Origin of the sequence: Terrabacter sp. RAF57 (assembly GCF_052113925.1) — a bacterium.
GTDB lineage: Bacteria > Actinomycetota > Actinomycetes > Actinomycetales > Dermatophilaceae > Terrabacter.
The window spans coordinates 19606-35525 of record NZ_JBFRDT010000029.1 but is presented as its reverse complement, the minus strand read 5'-3'; the positions used below and the strand labels follow the sequence as shown (position 1 = coordinate 35525).

The following is a 15920-nucleotide window of genomic DNA, read 5'->3' as shown; positions in this document are numbered from 1 at the left end:
CTCAGGATACGGCGCTCTGGGCGCGGGCCACCAACGACGCCGCCTCCTGGCGGGCGGGGGAGCCGGCGGCCTCGGCCAGGTGCGACAGGTGAGCGGGGATCTCGCGTCCCCACTTGCGCATCGCGGTGGCCCAGAGACGCCCGGCGCGGTACGACGAACGCACGAGCGGACCCGCCATGACGCCCTTGAAGCCCATCTCCTCGGCGACCTCTGACCAGTGGACGAACTCCTCGGGCTTGACCCACCGGTCGATCGGGTGGTGCAGCTTCGAGGGCCGGAGGTACTGCGTGATCGTGAGGATGTCGCAGCCGGCGTCGTGCAGGTCGCGGATGGCCTCCTCGATCTCGGTGTCGGTCTCGCCCATGCCGAGGATGAGGTTGCTCTTCGTGACGAGCTCGGCCTCACGCGCCATGCTCAGGACGCCCAGCGACTTCTCGTAGGTGAAGGCGGGACGGATCCGCCTGAAGATGCGCGGCACCGTCTCGAGGTTGTGCGCGAAGACCTCGGGCCGGGCGTCGAAGACCTGACCGACGAGCTCGGGCTTGGCGCCGAAGTCGGGCGGGAGGATCTCGACGCCGGTGTTGGGGTTGAGCAGGTGGATCTGGCGGATCGTCTCGGCGTAGAGGCCGGCGGCGCCGTCGGGCTGGTCGTCGCGGGCGACACCGGTCACCGTCGAGTAGCGCAGGCCCATCTGAGCGACCGACTCGGCCACGCGTCGCGGCTCGTCGAGGTCGAGGGTGGTCGGGCGACCCGTCGCGATGTCGCAGAAGTCGCAGCGCCGGGTGCAGACGTCACCTCCGATGAGGAAGGTGGCCTCCTTGTCCTCCCAGCACTCGAAGATGTTGGGACAGGCGGCTTCCTGGCACACCGTGTGCAGGCCCTCGGACTTCACCATCGAGTGCAGGGCGGTGTACTCGGGCCCCATCTTCGCGGTGGTCCTGATCCAGGACGGCTTGCGCTCGATGGGGGTCTCGGCGTTGCGCGCCTCGACGCGCAGCAGACGACGGCCGTCGGGAACGACAGACACACGGGCTCCTTGGTCGGGATTTGCTGCTCCGCACAGGTTACGCCTCCCCACGGACCGTCCCGGACCACCCTCGTCGAGGGCGTATGCCGGGTGGCCGGTCCGGGGGCAGGCGCGCCCGTGCGTCAGGTGACGTCGCGGCGCCGGAAGGCGGCGACCCCCGCGAGCACGACCGCAAGGGCGACGACGAGCAGGAAGACCCAGCCGTGCGTGTAGCTGAGGGTCCGCTCGGTGTAGTCGCACGACGAGGGCCCGCAGGACTCCGCGAGGTACGTGGTGCCCCGGTCGATGAACGCCTCGATGTTCTTCAGGACCGACCACGGCTGGAGCCGACCCTGCAGGAACGCCTGCACGACGATGCCCTCGACGACCACGGCGAAGCCGAGCACGGCCCCGATGATCGCGGCCGTGTGCCGCAGGAGCAGCCCGAGCGCCGCCCCGACGACTCCGGCGCCCAGTGCCAGCGCGACGATGCGCAGGCCGAGCACCGCGAGTGGCTCCTCGAGGGCCGGCGCTGGAGGCAGCTTGAGGTCCGATCCGGGTCGGTTGACGACGGCGACCATGCGGGCACCGAGGTTGGCCAGGACCAGGCCCAGGACGGCGATGGCGACGCCGCCGGCAGCTGCCGCCGTGAGCTTGCTGGCGGCGACGCGCAGTCGGCGGGGCTGGAAGGTGAGCCACAGGCCCATCGAGCCGGTGGAGAACTCGGCCCCGACGAAGCTCGCTCCGAGGAGCAGTGCCACGAAGGCGAGCAGCAGGGCGATGGTCTTGGCGATGCCCTCCGTGATCGTGTCGGCCAGGGGGAGCGCGAGGCCCATCTGCTCGAGCGTCGGGGCCTGGCCCTGCTGGTCGCATCCGAAGTCGAGCGTCGGGTCACCGCTGCGGTCGCGCTCGATGGCCTCCTGCTTGTGGCACTCCTCGACCATGCGCGGTGCCTCCTGCTGCATGATCCGGTAGCTGTCGAGCTGCTGGGCGATGCGCTCGGGCGAGCTCTCGTTGTAGGCGTTGTAGACCGTCGCGCCGATGAAGACGACGACGGCGGCCACGACCACCTTGGTCAGGCGGCGCCACCACAGACGGCGCAGCTCGACGCCGACGAGTCCGGCGAACGACGTGCCCTTCGGCCGCCGGTYGGCGCGGGGGCGGGAGTCGGGGGAGACGAGCGTGCTGCTCATGCAGCACCACCGCTCCGTCGTCCGCCCGCAGCCCGGTCGGCGTCGGTGCCGAGGCCCTCGTCGGCGGTGAGGGCGAGGAAGGCGGACTCGAGGTCCGGGCGCACCGGCACGAGCTCGGCGACGTAGAGGCCGTGCCCGGCGAGCGACCGGGTGACGGCAGACGGGTCGTCGGTCCCGACGACGAGGTAGGCGTCGTCGCGGGTCAGGGTGAAGCCGTCGGCGGTCAGCACCTCGGCGGCTCGGTCCGGGGAGGCGACTCCGACCCGCACCTGCGCGGTGCCGGCGCCCGCGCCGCCGAGGATGTCGCTGACGCGCCCCTCGGCGAGCAGCGACCCGTGCCCGATGATCGAGACCGTGTCGGCGACCTGCTCGACCTCGGCGAGGATGTGCGAGCTGACGAGCACCGTCTTGCCCTGTTCGCCGAGCGTCCGCATCGTGTCGCGCACCTCGCGGATCCCGGCGGGGTCGAGTCCGTTGGTGGGCTCGTCGAAGATGAGCAGGTCGGGGTCCTTGAGCAGCGTCGCCGCGATGGCGAGGCGCTGCTTCATGCCGAGCGAGAAGCCGGAGTACCGGTCGCGACCGCGGTCGCCGAGGTGCGTCGCCTCGAGGACCTCGTCGACGCGGTGGCGTGGGCTGCCGATCGCGCTCGCGAGCAGGGTGAGGTTCTGGCGGGCGGTGAACGCCGGGAAGAACTTCGGTGACTCGACGATCGCCCCGACCCGGTCGACGACGTGCGGCAGCCGCTTGGGCACCGCCTCGCCGAAGACCTCGGCGGTGCCGGAGTCGGCGCGCACGAGGCCGAGCAGCATCCGGATCGTCGTCGTCTTGCCGGAGCCGTTCGGCCCCAGGAAGCCGTGAACGCCCCCGAGGGGCACGGCCATCGACAAGCCGGTGACGGCGACGCGTCTCGACCCTCGGCTCAGGTACGTCTTGCGTAGGTTGACGGTGCGGACGGCGACGTCCATCGATCCCCCTGGTTCGACCGGTTGGTGGTCGACACCCTAGGGGTGGGCCCGACGGACCGCGCGCGGACCCGCCGGGCACGACACGGCATACGGTCTCGGGCCGGGCCAGGAGACGCCGGGACGGGCCGGTTCGGCCCGGACGGGTCAGGCGAGCGCGCGGCGGTTCGGCCGGAGAGCCGGGAGGATGTCGGCGAGGTGCTTCTCGACGTTGGGGAGCACCTCGGTGACCGGCACGTCGCGCCCGAGCTCGAACGACAGGGACGTGACCCCGGCACCGACGATGCCGCACGGGATGATGACCTCGCCCCACGACAGGTCGGGGTTGCAGTTGAGGGCGAAGCCGTGCATGGCGACCTGGCGGCTGACCCGGATGCCGATGGCACCGATCTTGCGGCGCGGGCCGCGGTCGTCGGCGGCGATCCACGTGCCGCTCTCGCCCTCGACGCGACCGGCCTCGACGCCGAAGTCGGCGCAGACGCGGATCATCATCTCCTCGATGTGCCGGACGTAGCCGACGACGTCGATGGGCGCGGGGAGCCGGACGATCGGGTAGCCGGTGATCTGGCCCGGACCGTGCCAGGTGATCTTGCCGCCGCGGTCGACGTCGATGACGGGCGTGCCGTCGTTGGGGCGCTCCTGCGGCTCGGTGCGCTTGCCCGCGGTGTAGACGACGCGGTGCTCGAGAAGGTAGACGGTGTCGGGCTCCTCGCCCGCGACGACCTTCGCGTGGGTGTCGCGCTGGACCTGCCACGCCTGCTCGTAGTCGACGAAGTCGGGGTCGAGACCGAGGTGGACGAAGCGCATGCGGCCACCCTACGCCGGGCGGCATACGATGCCGGAATGCCTGCCACCGAGCCGTCCCCGCCCACCCCGCTGCGTGTCGGACTCGTCGGCTACGGCTCGGCCGGCCGGGGCATCCACGCACCGCTCATCGGGCGCGCGGGGCTCACGGTGGCAGCCGTCTCGACGTCGAACGCGACCCGTGCCGACGAGGTGCGGGCCGACCTCCCGGGCGCCGAGGTCGTCCCCGACCTCGAGACGCTCCTCGGGATCGACGGCCTCGACCTCGTCGTCCTCGCGTCACCGAGCGGCGTGCACGCCGAGCAGGCCGAGCGCGTCATCGAGGCGGGCATCCCGCTCGTCGTCGACAAGCCGCTCGCCGTGGACGCGAGCCGTGCCCTCGACGTCGTCGACCTCGCCGCCCACCACGGCGTGCCCCTCACGGTCTTCAACAACCGGCGCTTCGACCCCGAGCTGGCCGCGCTGCGCATCGTGCGCGACGACGATCTCGTCGGTGACATCTGGAGGGCTGAATACCGTTGGGACCGTTGGCGTCCCGTGCCCAAGCAGAGGTGGCGCGAGCAGGTCACCGCCGCGGAGGGCGGCGGTCTGCTCCTCGACCTGCAGACCCACCTCGTCGACCAGGCGGTGCTCCTGCACGGTGAGGTCGAGTCGGTCTATGCCGAGGTCGACTCCCGCACGACGGTCGCCGACGACGACACCTTCCTCGCGTGCCGGCACACCTCGGGGGTCGTCAGCCACGTCATGTCGAGCTCGGTCAACGGGGCTCCCGGCCCTCGCGCCCGCGTCAACGGCTCGGCGGGCTCCTTCGTCATCGGCCGCCAGGTCGACGACGTCAGCGCGTTCACCGAGTTCGAGAACGACGGGGACGCCATCGGCTGGATCGTGCGCGGTGACGAGCGCGAGCGGGGACCCGTCGTGACCGACGCCGACCAGGCGAACTTCTACCGGGCCGTCGCGGCCGCCCTCGTCTCGTCGGACCCGCAGGCGACGATGCCGGTCGACCCGCGCGATGCCGTGCACGTCCTCGCCGTCGTCGACGCCGCACGGACCAGCGCCCGGGACCGCAGGGTCGTCGACGTCGTGACGCCCGGCCAGACCCCCTGAGGGCGGGCCCGACACCGACCGCGGGTGGATGCCGGGTGACCCGGTCCGTCGTCGGGTGCGGTCCTCGTCGGAACGCTGTGGACGACGCGCCCGCGGCCCGGCGCGGCGCTGCTTGCATGGTCGGGTGACCGAGCACGAGCGAGAGAAGCGACCGGAGCAGCCGCCGGAGCGTCCCCACGTGCCGGGGCACCGTGTCGACGCCGTCATCGGGACGGGCGGTTCGGCGGTCGTGTGGTCGGGGGTCGACGCGACGGGGCGTCGGGTGGCGATCAAGGTGCCGCACCTCGTCCGCGACGAGCTCGACCGGCAGCAGTCACTCGCCGAGCAGCAGGTGCTGCTGGCCGTGCAGCACGACCACCTCGTGCCGCTCCGGTCGGTCGTGCCGCTCGCCGACGGTCGCGAGGCCCTCGTCTTCGACCTCGTCACCGGGGCAACGCTGTCCGCGATGGTGCGCAGTCGCGGACACCTGCGCGCGGGCGAGGTCGTCACCGTCCTGACTCCGGTCTGCGAGGCCGTCGCCCACCTCCACGCGGCGGGCGGGGTGCACGCCGACATCTCCCCGTCCAACGTCACCCTGACCTCCGACGGACGCCCCGTCCTGCTCGACCTCGGCGCCGTGCGCGTGCCCGGGCGCGAGCCCGGCGCCGTGCACGGCACGACCGGATACATCGCTCCCGAGGTGCTCCTCGGCGCGGCGCCGGACGAGTCCTCCGACGTGTACGCCCTCGGCGCCGTCGCGTGGTTCTGCCTCACCGGCAACGGAGCGCCGGACACGATGGTGCGGCTCGACGAGGAGATCATCGTCAGCCACGTCGGTCCCGAGCTCGCCGCCGTCGTCGCGGCGGCCATCGACCCCGACCCGACCCGACGTCCGCGTGCGGCCGAGCTGGCCGGCCTCGTCTACGACGCCGTCCCGGCCGAGCCCGTCGAGGTCGTCGTCGGGGCCGACCAGGCCTCGGCACTGACCCACCGGCTCCGGGCCGAGGCCGGGCGCGAGCCGGCACCCGCAGAGCAGGACTTCCGCAGGTGGCCTCGCCGGGCCGTCACGGCGGCGCTCGTCGCGGTGCCGCTGGTGGCCGCCGCGGGGTGGGCGTGGGCGGCCCGGGATCCCGCGACGCCGACGCCAGCCTCGACCTCGTCGACCTCGTCGACCTCGTCGACCTCGTCGACGCCGACGACACCGGCGGTTCCGACGGCATCGCAGGCTCCGGGCGACAGCGCGGCGGACCGGGTGCTGCGGGACGCCACGAGCCCCTCGGCGCGGCCGGAGGACGTGATGCAGGCCCTGAGCGACCGGCGGTCGGCCGCCCTCGTCGGGCGGGACGCGACGGCACTGGCCCGGGTCCACGCGCCCGGCTCACCGAGCCTGTCCAGCGACCGGGCCCTGGTCTCGGGGCTCGTCGACGCCCGGGCGCGCTGGGAGGGGCTGCGGCTCGAGGTCGCCGAAGCGGCCTTCGTGACGGGGTCACCCACGGAGGCGGTCGTGCGCGCCCGGGTCGACTGGACGGCATACGTCGTCGTCAGCGGGGGTGGTGCACGGCTCGTGAGACCGGCGGACGCCGGCCGTCAGCTCGACTTCCGGCTCGTGCGCGGGTCCGAGGGGTGGCGGATCAGCGCGATCAGCGCTTCACCAGCCACCTGACGGCCCCGTCGAGGTCGGGGTGCTCGAAGGTGAAGCCGGAGGCGAGCAGGGCCTCGGGCTCGRCCCGCTGGCTCGCGACGACGTAGTCGGCGAACTCGCCGATGACGGCGCGCAGGGCGAAGCGGGGTGCGGGGACGAAGGCCGGGCGTGACAGCGCCGAACCGATGGCCGACGCGATCTCACCCTGTCGGGCGACCCCGGGCGCGACGAGGTTGAACGGGCCGGCGAGCTCCGGATGGTCGACGAGGTGCAGGATCGCGCGGACCTCGTCGACGAGGGTGATCCACGGCCACCACTCGCGCCCCGACCCCATCGGGCCGCCGAGGCCGAGACGTCCGAGCAGGACGACCTGCTCGAAAGCGCCGCCCTCCGGAGCCATGACGAGCCCGGTGCGGACGAAGGCGACGGGGAGACCCGCGTCGACAGCCGGCTGCGCTGCGCCCTCCCACCGCACGACGACGCCGGAGAGGAAGTCCTGTCCCGGCTCGCTCGTCTCGGGCAGGTGCTCCTCGCCCCGGTCACCGTAGTAGCCGACGGCCGACGCGTTGACGAGACGGATGGCCTCGCCGGTGCGGTCGCGGTGGGCGACCAGGGCTTGGGCCACCGTGCCGGTCGCGTCCGTGCGCGAGCGCTCGACCTCGCGCTTGTGCTCGGGGTTCCACCGTCGGTCGCCGATGCCGACGCCGGCGAGGTTGACGACCGCGTCGACCCCGTCGAGCGCCCGCTCGTCGATACGGCCACGGCTGGGGTCCCACTGGACCTCGTCCGGGGCGGAGGTGGTGTGGCGCACGAGGCGCACGACCTCGTCGCCGCGTTCGGCGAGCGCACGACGAAGCGCGCCGCCGATCAGGCCGGACGAGCCGGTGACGGCGACGCGCTTCGTCATGGGGTGCTCCTCATGCAGGCGACCTCAGGCCTCGAACTGGCCCTCTTCGAGCCTGGCCTTCATCGTGCCGAGGAACCGAGCGGCGTCGGCCCCGTCGACGATGCGGTGGTCGTAGGACAGCGCGAGGTACATCATCGAGCGGATCGCGATGGTCTCGCCGCCGTCGGCGTCGGTGACGACGACGGGCCGCTTGACGATCGCGCCGGTGCCGAGGATGGCGACCTGCGGCTGGTTGATGATCGGCGTGTCGAAGAGCGCGCCGCGGCTGCCGGTGTTGGTGATGGTGAAGGTGCCACCGGCCAGGTCGTCGGGCGTGATCTTGTTGCTGCGCGTGCGCGCAGCGACGTCGGCGATCGCCCGGGCGAGGCCGGCGATGTTGAGGTCACCGGCGTTCTTGACGACCGGGACGATGAGGCCCTTCTCGGTGTCGACGGCGATCGAGAGGTTCTCGCTGCCGTGGTAGACGACCTCGTCGCCGTCGATGCTCGCGTTGACCATCGGGTGCGCCTTGAGCGCCTCGGTGGCGGCGAGGGCGAGGAACGGCAGGAAGCTGAGCTTCGTGCCCTCCCGTGCCTCGAAGTCGCTCTTGACCTTGGCGCGCAGGCGGGCCACCTTCGTGAGGTCGACCTCGACGACGGTCGTCAGCTGGGCCGAGACCTGGAGCGACTCGACCATGCGGGTCGCGATGACCTTGCGCAGGCGCGTCATCTTCTCGCGCGTGCCGCGCTTCGGCGAGACCGCCGCCGCAGCGGACGAGGCACCCGACGGAGCGGATGCCGCGGGGGCGGCGGGCGCGGCAGCCGGGGCTGCCGGGGCGGGAGCCGGGGCCTTCGCGGCCTCGGCGGCGTCGAGCACGTCCTGCTTGCGGATGCGACCGCCGACGCCCGTGCCGGTGATCGACCCGAGGTCGACACCGTGCTGGTTCGCGAGCTTGCGCACGAGCGGCGTGACGTAGGCGGCGGCGTCGTCGCGCGACGGAGTCGCAGCCGATGCCGTCGGTGCGGCGGCCTCGGGGGACTGCTGGGCGGGGGCGCGCTCGGCGTCGGCCGGCTTGCCGGCAGCCTCCTGCGTCGCCTCCTCCGGCTGCTCCTGGGCCGGAGCCTTCGGTGCCTCGGCGGCGGGTTCCGGTGCCTTCTCCGGCTCGGGCTCCGGCTCCGGTGCCTTCTCCGGCTCGGGCTCGGGTGCCTTGGCGGGCTCGGTGGCCGCGGCGGCCGCACCACCGCCGATGACGGCGAGGTCGGCACCCACCGGCACGGTGTCGTCCTCCTGGACGAGGATCTTGGTCAGGGTGCCGGCGACCGGCGACGGGATCTCGGTGTCGACCTTGTCGGTCGAGACCTCGAGGAGCGGCTCGTCGACGGCGACCTCGTCGCCCTCGGACTTCAGCCAGCGGGTGACGGTGCCCTCGGTCACGGACTCGCCGAGCGCCGGCATGGTCACGGTCTGGCCGTCGCCACCACCGGACGACGACGCAGCAGCCTGGGGCGCCTCGGCCTGCTCGGCCTCGGGCTCGCTGGTCGCGGCCTGCGGCTCCTGCTCGGTGCTCGGGGCCTCGGGTGCCGGGGCGGCCTGCTCGGGCTCGGGGGCCTGCTCCGCGGCCGGGGCGTCGCCACCGGACGCGGGAGCCTCGCCGTCGCCGATGACGGCGAGATCGGCGCCGACGGGGACGGTGTCGTCCTCCTGGGCGAGGATCTCCTGGAGGGTGCCCGCCACAGGGGAGGGGATCTCGGTGTCGACCTTGTCGGTCGAGACCTCGAGCAGCGGCTCGTCGACCTCGACGCGGTCACCGACGTTCTTCAGCCAGCGGGTGACGGTCCCCTCGGTGACTGACTCACCCAGGGCCGGCATGGTCACGCGTTCTGACATGACGTGTTTTCTCCTCTTCCCAGTTTCTGGCTCAAGCGTGTGCGTGCAGGGGCTTACCCGCCAAGGCCAAGTGTGCCTCGCCGAGCGCCTCGTTCTGTGTGGGGTGCGCGTGGATGAGACCGGCGACGTCCTCCGGGTGCGCCTCCCAGTTGACGATGAGCTGTGCCTCGCCGATCTGCTCGCCCATCCGGGCGCCGATCATGTGGACGCCGACGACGGGTCCGTCGACCTGCCGCACGAGCTTGACGAAGCCCTGGGTGCCGAGGATCTGGGACTTGCCGTTGCCGCCGAGGTTGTACTCGTACGTCGCGACGTCACCGTGCTTCTCGCGGGCCTGGACCTCGGTGAGTCCGACGCTCGCGATCTCGGGGTCGCAGTACGTGACGCGGGGGATGCCCATCTCGTCGATGGCAGCGGGAGCGAGGCCTGCGATCTCCTCGGCGACGAAGATGCCCTGGGCGAAGCCGCGGTGCGCGAGCTGGAGGCCGGGCACGATGTCACCGACGGCGTAGACGCCCGCGGCGCTGGTGCGCAGCCGCTCGTCGGTGGGCACGAAGCCGCGGTCGACGGTGACGCCGGCGTCTTCGTAGCCCAGGCCCTCGGTGACCGGGCCGCGCCCGACCGCGACGAGGAGCAGGTCGGCCTCGATGGTCTCGCCCGACTCGAGCGACACCGTGACCACGTCGCCCTGCTGGGTCGCGCCGGCGAAGCGCACACCGGTCTTGAAGGCGATCTTGCGCTTGCGGAAGGAGCGTTCGAGCTGCTTGCTGATGGCTTCGTCCTCGGCCGCGACGAGACGCGGGAGCGCCTCGACGATCGTCACCTCGGAGCCGAAGCTCTTGAAGACGGAGGCGAACTCGACGCCGATGACACCGCCACCAAGCACCACGACCCGGGCCGGCACGTGGTCGATGGCGAGGGCCTGCTCGCTCGTCATGATGCGGCCGCCGATCTCGAGCCCCGGGAGCGACTTCGCATAGCTGCCGGTGGCGAGCACGACGTTGCGACCGGTGATGCGGCGGTCGCCGACGACGACGGTGTGGGGCCCGTCGAGGACGCCCGACCCCTCGACGTAGTCGATCTTCGCGGCCTTCACGAGACCCTGGAGTCCCTTGTAGAGGCGGCTGATGACGCCGTCCTTGTAGGCGTTGACGCCCGACATGTCGACGGACTCGAAGGTCGTCTTCACCCCGAAGCTCGCACCCTCGCGGGCGACGTCGGCAACCTCGGCGGCGTGGAGCAGCGCCTTGGTCGGGATGCAGCCCTGGTGCAGGCACGTGCCGCCCAGACGCCCCTTCTCCACGAGTGCCACGGAGAGCCCCAGCTCTGCCGACCGCAGGGCACAGGCGTAGCCGCCGGACCCTCCACCGAGAATGACGACGTCGTAGTCGCCTGCGGCACCAGCCGGCATGTGCATGTGCTCCTTCGGGTGAATCGCCTGCTCCCGCCGTCGTGCAGCAGGAGTCCGCGGACGTTCTGGCGTACGCGTGGGTGGGCGTACGGGTGGGCGTGCAAGAGCATCTTGTCATTGATCGGATGAGACGTCACAGGCAGGTCACGCCTCCCGGCGCGCTGTGGTGGTGAGCACGGGTCGACCCCGTACAGTGCCGCCATGGGCTGGTTCTCACGACGCGGCAGCCGCAAGGGCAATCCCTTCCCCGGCCGGTCCGACGGGCCGCAGATGGAGATCGACCGGAAGGCGGTCGACCAGCACCTGCGCGCGTTCGTCGAGTCCCGGCTCGGTGTCGAGGCCTACGTCGAGCCCGCCACGAGCGTCAGCCCCACGACCATCGTGCTCATCGCGTGGGACGGGGAGTGGACGCGTCGCGCCGTGCCCTCGCCCAAGGACGGCTTCGAGATCAGCCAGAAGCTCGGCGTCCCGGTCTACGACGTCAACAAGACGGGCTATCCCAACCGGATGCGCGAGTGGAGCAAGCGCCGACGTCAGGGTGACGCCTGACCCGGCGACACGGCATACGACCTCGTGGTCGGTTGCCGGGCAAAAGGGGTGGACCGGGTCCCGGTTCGCTGACAGGGTGAAAAGCGTTCAGTCCGTGCCGGATTCGGCGCCACAGCACACAGGAGGTTCTCGAATGTCGAAGCAGGATGGCGAATCCAGCGGTCCCAGCGAGGAGATGAAGGCCAAGTTCCGTGCGGCCCTCGACAAGAAGCACGCCCACGGTGGCAAGGACGTCTCCGACGACCACGACCGCACCAAGGTGCACGGTGCACACGGCCCCGCCAAGGCCCAGCAGATGTTCCGTCGCAAGTCCGGCGGCTGACCCCAGCCGCACACGCCGAGAGGCCCCGTTCCGTCACGGAACGGGGCCTCTCGCACGTCGGCGTCAGACGTAGGACTCGGCGAGCCCCACGAGGGTGCGCACCMCGAAGCCGGTGCCGCCCTTGGGCCAGTAGCCCGTCGGTGCCTTGTCGTTGTAGGCCGGTCCGGCGATGTCGAGGTGGCTCCACGGGATGCCCTCGCCGACGAACTCGCCGAGGAAGATGCCGGCGGTCAGCATGCCGCCCTCGGCGCCGCCCTTGTGCGCGAGATCGGCGTTGATCGAGTCGAGGCCCGGACGCAGCTCGGTCGGCAGCGGCATCGGCCACATGGCCTCGCCGACCGTCGACGCAGCGTCGAGGACCCGGGTGCGGAAGTCGTCGTCGTTGCCCATGACGGCGGCCGTGTTGGCGAGCGCGACGACCTGCGCACCGGTGAGGGTCGCGATGTCGACGATGGCGTCGGGCTTGGTCTCCGAGGCCAGGGCGATGCAGTCACCGAGGACCATGCGGCCCTCGGCGTCGGTGTTGAGCACCTCGACGGTCGTCCCGCCACGCATCGTCACGACGTCGCTCGGCCGCTGGGCCGTGGAGCTCGGCATGTTCTCGGCCAGGCCGAGGTAGCCGGTGACGGCGATCGGGAGACCGAGCTCGGCGATGGCGAGGACGGCACCGGCGACGGCGGCCGCTCCAGCCATGTCGCACTTCATCGTCAGCATCCCGTTGGCCGGCTTGATGCAGAGGCCGCCCGAGTCGAAGGTGATGCCCTTGCCGACGAAGGCGATGGACGCCTTGGGACGCGTCGGGGTGTAGCTGAGGACGGCGATCCGCGGCTCGTTGGCCGAGCCCTGGCCGACGCCCACGGTGCCCCCGAAACCGCCGGCCCGGAGCGCCTTCATGTCGTAGGACTTGAGCTTGACCTTGGTGCCCTTGACGCGGTCGGCGAGCGAGTCGACGAAGGTCTCCGGGTAGAGCAGGTTCGGCGGGAGGTTGACGAGGTCGCGCGTGTAGGCGACGGCCTCGCCGAGCGCGGCAGCGCGCTTGACCGCGCGACGCGAGGCGGCGTCGGCCGGGCCGACGAGGGCGACCGCGTCGACGGCATCGGTGCTGCGCGTCCCCGCCTTGGACACGGCATACGCCCCGAGGGCCACGCCCTCGGCGACGGCGGAGACGATCTCGACGGACGTGCCGGGCACGACGACCGCGACCTTCTTCTTGCGGCTCAGGCTGCGGATCGCGCCACCGAAGCCCTTGCGGACGTCCTCGAGGGCGGACGCGTCGCCGGACAGCTCGCCGACACCGGCGAGCACGACGAGCGTGGCGGCGACCTCCGGCACGGCCGCGAGGGTCGTGACCTCGCCGACCTTGCCGGCGAGCTCGAGGTCGGTGACGACGGACTTGAGGTGGGCGACGGTCTTGCGGGGAAGTCCGTGGCCGGGCGCCAGAGCGGCACCGCCGTCACCGGGGACGAGCGCGACGACGAGCGCGTCGCCGGCCGTGTCGGCGGCCGAGCGGTTCGAGATGGTCAGGTTGGCCACGAAGGACTCCTTTGTCGAGGTGCTGACGGGCGCACAGTCGGAGCACGTCATGAGGGGTGCGTCGGTGGTGCGTCGCCGGTGCACGGTTTCGTGCGCCGGTCGGCTTCACGACACCGCCGCGGGTGGCGGCGTTCGATGATAACGAGCGGAGGCGGCACACCCGCCGGGCGGTAGGTTGGCGCCCATGACGACAGCGACGTCGGGGACGACCTCCCCGCTGACCTCACCCCTGCACGACCGCCACGTCGCCCTCGGCGCGAAGATGGCCGACTTCGGTGGCTGGGACATGCCGATCGAGTACCCCGGCGGCGGCGTCGTCGCCGAGCACACCGCGGTGCGCGAGCGCGTCGGCGTGTTCGACGTGAGCCACCTCGGCAAGGCCTCGGTGACGGGTCCCGGCGCGGCCGACTTCGTCAACGCGTGCCTGACCAACGACGTGCGCCGCATCCAGCCGGGCTCGGCGCAGTACACCCTGTGCTGCGACGACGCGGGCGGCGTCGTCGACGACCTCATCGTCTACCTCAAGTCCGACGACGACGTCTTCCTCATCCCCAACGCGGCCAACACCGCCGAGGTCGTGCGCCGCCTGCAGGCCGCCGCGCCGGAGGGCATCACCGTCACGAACCTGCACCGCGACTACGGCGTCATCGCCGTCCAGGGCACGAAGAGCGACGAGGTGCTCGAGTCCCTGGGGCTGCCGACCGGCCACGACTACATGTCCTTCGTCGAGGCGGACTGGCAGGGCCGGCCCGTCATCGTCTGCCGCACCGGCTACACCGGGGAGCGCGGCTACGAGCTCGTCCCGCGCTGGGACGACGCCCCGGCGCTCTGGGACGCCCTCGTGGCGGCGCTCGAGCCGTTCGACGGCAAGCCGTGCGGCCTCGGTGCGCGCGACACGCTCCGCACCGAGATGGGCTACCCGCTGCACGGACAGGACCTGTCGCTGCAGATCTCACCCGTCCAGGCTCGCGCCGGCTGGGCCGTGGGCTGGAAGAAGGACACCTTCTGGGGCAAGCAGGCCCTCGAGGCCGAGCGGGCCAACCCGACGCGCCTCATGCGGGGCCTGCTCGTGACCGGCCGCGGCATCCCGCGGGCGCACTGCACCGTCTCGTGGAACGGCGCGGCAGCCGGCGAGGTCACCTCCGGCACCTTCTCGCCCACGCTCAAGCAGGGCATCGCGCTGGCGCTGCTGAACCCCGAGATCGCCGACGGCGAGACGGTGTCCATCGACGTGCGCGGCCGTGCCCTCGAGGCCACCGTGGTCAAGCCGCCGTTCGTCCAGGTGCAGGTCCGCGAGGGCTGAGTCCCCTTCACCGACGACGTATGCCGGGTGGCGCGGTCAGTGCGCCACCCGGCACACGTCGTGAGCGGGGCTGGTCAGTCGCTACTCGCGCAGCGAGAAGCGGCGCCTGCCGTGGCGGTCGAGGATGCTCGCCAGTCGTTCGCCGTCGAGGGCGTGGATCGTCAGTCCGTCGCGGCCCTCCATCGTCTCGGCCTGGAGCATCGCGTTGAGGATGGCCTCGGCCGTGGCCTCGATGACGGCTCCGAACATCGCGTCGAAGTACTCGAGGGCGAGCATCTCGACCTGCATGCCGATCTCGGTGCGGGCGCCGGGGCCCTGGTCGGGCATCCCGTGCGCGGCCGTCGAGAAGGCGATCATGAGGTCGCCGGAGTAGTTGTCACCGCGGGCGCCGAACTTCGCGATGCCGAGCCCGGCTCGCTGGGCGAGCCGATTGAGCTGGTGGGGGAGCAGGGGCGCGTCCGTCGCGACGACGGCGAGCACCGACCCGGTGCCCGGCGGCGGCACCCGGGTGATCTCGGACATGCGCGGGAAGGGCACGACCTTCTTCGTCAGCACGTGCCCGATCGGCACGCCGTTGACCTCGAAGTGCTTGCGATCGCCGTGGTTGGCCTGGACGAGGACGCCGACCGTGAAGTGGCGGTCGCCGAGGTCGACGACCCGCGAGGCCGTGCCGGTGCCGCCCTTGAAGCCGTAGCACTGCGTGCCCGTGCCACCGCCGACGTTGCCCTCCGCGATGACGCCCGTTCGCGCGTCGTCGAAGGCGGCATGGACGTGCTCGCGGGTGACGTGCTGTCCGCTGATGTCGTTGAGGATGCCGTCCCACGTCTCGCCGACGACCGGCAGCATGATCGGCATCCGCCCGGGCACGCGGGTCTCGCGGGCGATGAGGGAGTCGCGCACGACCCCGACGCTGTCGGTGTTGGTCAGGGCGATGGGGCTCGAGAGCATGCCCGACTCGTGCAGCCACTCGAGGCCGGTCAGCTCGCCGAACCCGTTGAGCCGGTGGTAGCCGGCGAAGACCGGCTCGGTGGAGGCGCGGCCGCCGTGGGGGAGCACGACGGTGACGCCGGTGCGCACCGGGCCCTGCCCGACCGTCATCTCGCCCTCACCGTGGACGATCGTGCTGTAGCCGACCCGGACGCCCTCGACGTCGGTGATCGCGTTGAGTGGACCCGAGTGCCCCGTCCCGATCTCGATCCCGACATCGGTGGCTCGCACGCGGTCTCCTCCTCGTCCACCCGCGGACCGGGAGAACCGGTGCTGCGGCTACGATCTGGCTTGTCGATCTGGCATGTCACCGAGCGGTCGCCCCTCGCTGCCGAGCGGCGCGACCCAC

General features: G+C 72.0%; 14 protein-coding genes. 5 read left to right on the top strand and 9 right to left on the bottom strand.

Annotation, left to right across the window (positions count from 1 at the left end; translation table 11 throughout):
* Nucleotide 1: 1 nt before the first annotated feature.
* The 4 genes from lipA to lipB all read right to left on the bottom strand — a co-directional run bounded on the left by lipA (nucleotide 2) and on the right by lipB (nucleotide 3968).
* Nucleotides 2-1027, bottom strand: coding sequence for a lipoyl synthase (lipA, locus tag AB4Y83_RS21110; protein WP_442298070.1), 1026 nt, complete (start codon nucleotides 1025-1027; stop codon nucleotides 2-4).
* Nucleotides 1028-1149: 122 nt separating this feature from the next.
* Nucleotides 1150-2199 (bottom strand): ABC transporter permease subunit, encoded by a 1050-nt coding sequence (locus AB4Y83_RS21105; RefSeq protein WP_442298069.1) that lies wholly within the window; start codon nucleotides 2197-2199, stop codon nucleotides 1150-1152.
* Nucleotides 2196-3164: an ABC transporter ATP-binding protein gene (locus tag AB4Y83_RS21100; protein ID WP_442275877.1), complete on the bottom strand. Its 969-nt coding sequence runs from the start codon at nucleotides 3162-3164 to the stop codon at nucleotides 2196-2198. Before AB4Y83_RS21100 ends, AB4Y83_RS21105 begins: the two co-directional genes overlap by 4 nt.
* Before the next feature lie 144 nt (nucleotides 3165-3308).
* Complete coding sequence (lipB, locus tag AB4Y83_RS21095) at nucleotides 3309-3968, bottom strand: lipoyl(octanoyl) transferase LipB (protein ID WP_442275878.1); 660 nt, start codon at nucleotides 3966-3968, stop codon at nucleotides 3309-3311.
* A 36-nt stretch (nucleotides 3969-4004) separates the two neighbouring features.
* Between lipB and AB4Y83_RS21090 the strand changes: the two genes are divergently transcribed.
* Both AB4Y83_RS21090 and AB4Y83_RS21085 read left to right on the top strand, forming a co-directional pair.
* Nucleotides 4005-5072 (top strand): Gfo/Idh/MocA family protein, encoded by a 1068-nt coding sequence (locus AB4Y83_RS21090; protein ID WP_442275879.1) that lies wholly within the window; start codon nucleotides 4005-4007, stop codon nucleotides 5070-5072.
* A gap of 124 nt (nucleotides 5073-5196) precedes the next feature.
* Nucleotides 5197-6714, top strand: a complete 1518-nt coding sequence (locus AB4Y83_RS21085; protein ID WP_442298068.1) for a serine/threonine-protein kinase — start codon at nucleotides 5197-5199, stop codon at nucleotides 6712-6714.
* Here AB4Y83_RS21085 and AB4Y83_RS21080 read toward each other — a convergent pair.
* Genes AB4Y83_RS21080 through lpdA form a run of 3 tightly spaced genes read right to left on the bottom strand, consistent with a single transcriptional unit; the run spans nucleotide 6692 to nucleotide 10877 of the window.
* A complete protein-coding gene (locus tag AB4Y83_RS21080) occupies nucleotides 6692-7600 on the bottom strand; it encodes a TIGR01777 family oxidoreductase (protein WP_442298067.1) in 909 nt (302 codons plus the stop codon). The genes AB4Y83_RS21085 and AB4Y83_RS21080 overlap by 23 nt on opposite strands.
* 24 nt (nucleotides 7601-7624) lie before the next feature.
* Nucleotides 7625-9466, bottom strand: coding sequence for a 2-oxoglutarate dehydrogenase, E2 component, dihydrolipoamide succinyltransferase (sucB, locus tag AB4Y83_RS21075; RefSeq protein WP_442298066.1), 1842 nt, complete (start codon nucleotides 9464-9466; stop codon nucleotides 7625-7627).
* A gap of 31 nt (nucleotides 9467-9497) precedes the next feature.
* On the bottom strand, nucleotides 9498-10877 hold the full coding sequence (lpdA, locus tag AB4Y83_RS21070) for a dihydrolipoyl dehydrogenase (RefSeq protein WP_442275883.1): 1380 nt from the start codon (nucleotides 10875-10877) through the stop codon (nucleotides 9498-9500).
* A 201-nt stretch (nucleotides 10878-11078) separates the two neighbouring features.
* Between lpdA and AB4Y83_RS21065 the strand changes: the two genes are divergently transcribed.
* A complete protein-coding gene (locus tag AB4Y83_RS21065; protein ID WP_442275884.1) occupies nucleotides 11079-11426 on the top strand; it encodes a hypothetical protein in 348 nt (115 codons plus the stop codon).
* A gap of 133 nt (nucleotides 11427-11559) precedes the next feature.
* A complete protein-coding gene (locus AB4Y83_RS21060; protein WP_020145427.1) occupies nucleotides 11560-11748 on the top strand; it encodes a DUF5302 domain-containing protein in 189 nt (62 codons plus the stop codon).
* Between the two features lie 63 nt (nucleotides 11749-11811).
* Here AB4Y83_RS21060 and AB4Y83_RS21055 read toward each other — a convergent pair whose 3' ends face one another.
* On the bottom strand, nucleotides 11812-13281 hold the full coding sequence (locus AB4Y83_RS21055) for a leucyl aminopeptidase (RefSeq protein ID WP_442298065.1): 1470 nt from the start codon (nucleotides 13279-13281) through the stop codon (nucleotides 11812-11814).
* Nucleotides 13282-13465: 184 nt separating this feature from the next.
* On the opposite strand from AB4Y83_RS21055, the gene gcvT reads away from it, so the two are divergent.
* Nucleotides 13466-14584: a glycine cleavage system aminomethyltransferase GcvT gene (gcvT, locus tag AB4Y83_RS21050; RefSeq protein ID WP_442275886.1), complete on the top strand. Its 1119-nt coding sequence runs from the start codon at nucleotides 13466-13468 to the stop codon at nucleotides 14582-14584.
* Between the two features lie 81 nt (nucleotides 14585-14665).
* Here gcvT and AB4Y83_RS21045 read toward each other — a convergent pair whose 3' ends face one another.
* Complete coding sequence (locus AB4Y83_RS21045) at nucleotides 14666-15802, bottom strand: DmpA family aminopeptidase (RefSeq protein WP_442275887.1); 1137 nt, start codon at nucleotides 15800-15802, stop codon at nucleotides 14666-14668.
* Nucleotides 15803-15920 lie beyond the last annotated feature (118 nt).

Excerpts from the sequence above, each read along its gene's own strand:
- AB4Y83_RS21100 (WP_442275877.1), bottom strand. The coding sequence starts at position 3,164 with ATGGACGTCGCCGTCCGCACCGTCAACCTACGCAAGACGTACCTGAGC.
- lipB (WP_442275878.1), bottom strand. The coding sequence starts at position 3,968 with ATGCGCTTCGTCCACCTCGGTCTCGACCCCGACTTCGTCGACTACGAG.
- AB4Y83_RS21090 (WP_442275879.1), top strand. The coding sequence starts at position 4,005 with ATGCCTGCCACCGAGCCGTCCCCGCCCACCCCGCTGCGTGTCGGACTC.
- sucB (WP_442298066.1), bottom strand. The coding sequence starts at position 9,466 with ATGTCAGAACGCGTGACCATGCCGGCCCTGGGTGAGTCAGTCACCGAG.
- lpdA (WP_442275883.1), bottom strand. The coding sequence starts at position 10,877 with ATGCCGGCTGGTGCCGCAGGCGACTACGACGTCGTCATTCTCGGTGGA.
- AB4Y83_RS21065 (WP_442275884.1), top strand. The coding sequence starts at position 11,079 with ATGGGCTGGTTCTCACGACGCGGCAGCCGCAAGGGCAATCCCTTCCCC.
- AB4Y83_RS21060 (WP_020145427.1), top strand. The coding sequence starts at position 11,560 with ATGTCGAAGCAGGATGGCGAATCCAGCGGTCCCAGCGAGGAGATGAAG.
- gcvT (WP_442275886.1), top strand. The coding sequence starts at position 13,466 with ATGACGACAGCGACGTCGGGGACGACCTCCCCGCTGACCTCACCCCTG.